The sequence below is a fragment of the Mesorhizobium sp. M7A.F.Ca.CA.002.15.2.1 genome, assembly GCF_003998715.1.
In the GTDB taxonomy this organism is placed as follows: Bacteria; Pseudomonadota; Alphaproteobacteria; order Rhizobiales; family Rhizobiaceae; genus Mesorhizobium; species Mesorhizobium ciceri.
Genome location: NZ_RZPI01001101.1, coordinates 1 through 992 on the forward strand (window position 1 = coordinate 1; position 992 = coordinate 992).

A 992-nucleotide genomic window follows, 5' to 3' on the forward strand; every position below is an offset into this window, starting at 1 on the left:
CCGTCACGACATAGGACTTTTCCTCCGAGCCGTCATCGCCGGCCTCGATGGTGATCTGAACGTTGAAGGTCCGCTCGGCGCCGGCGCGGTAGAAGGTCACCTGCTCGCGATAGACGGGTTTGCCGGACTTGCGGCCGATTTCGAAGACGCGGCCGACATGCGGCAGCACGGCGGAAAGGTTCTGCCCAAGGGCTGCGCTGGCGGATATGGCCAGCATCGCTTCGGCCGAGCGGTTGACGATGGTGACGATGCCGTAGGGATCGACGCCGATGACGCCGGCGGTAACGCCGGCAAGCACGGCTTCGGAGAAGCGTCGCCTCTCGTCGATCAGGTCCTTGGCCGACAGGATCTCGTTGCGCTGCGATTTCAGTTCGAGAAGCATTTTGTTGAACGTATCGCCGAGCGAGGCGACATCGCCGTCCGAGGGCCTGACCGGAACCGCGACGTCGAGATTGCCGGTCGCCACTTCGTCGGCGGCGCCGATGAGCTGGCGAATGGGCCGCACCAGACGGTCGGCGACCGCAATGCCGGTCCAGATCGCGGACAGGATGATGATGAGGGTGAGCGAAAGATAGGGCAGCGCGAAGGCCACCTGCGAGGTGCGGCGGTTGTCTTCCAGCCCCCGATATTCGTCGGTGTTGGACCTGACGATCTGCCGCGCCTTGATGACCTCCGGATCGACGAGGCGAATGGTATAGAGATAGAGCCCTTCGATCTCGCGCAGCTTGACGATGGCGCCCATGATGTTGCGCGTTTTCGGCTCGATCAGCACCGGCTTGCCGTCGGCAGCGCTGGCCACGGCGCCTTCCGGCGGCTCAGGCATGGCAAAATCCGTGTCGGTCTTGGCGCTCATGACGAAAGAGCCGTCAGGTTTGATCAGCGCCGCATGAGCCAGCGAACGGCCCACGGCTTCCTTGTTCATCAGGTCGAGAAAGCCGGTACGATCAAGGCCGTAGAGTGTGCGTGACGCATCGAGATCATAGGCCATGGAC

The 992-nt window shown here is 63.1% G+C and carries 1 protein-coding gene; it reads right to left on the reverse strand.

Going from position 1 to position 992, the window contains the following annotated elements; all coding sequences use genetic code 11:
• On the reverse strand, positions 1-992 hold a 992-nt coding region (locus ENZ74_RS32915), incomplete at both ends, for a HAMP domain-containing protein (protein WP_127313344.1).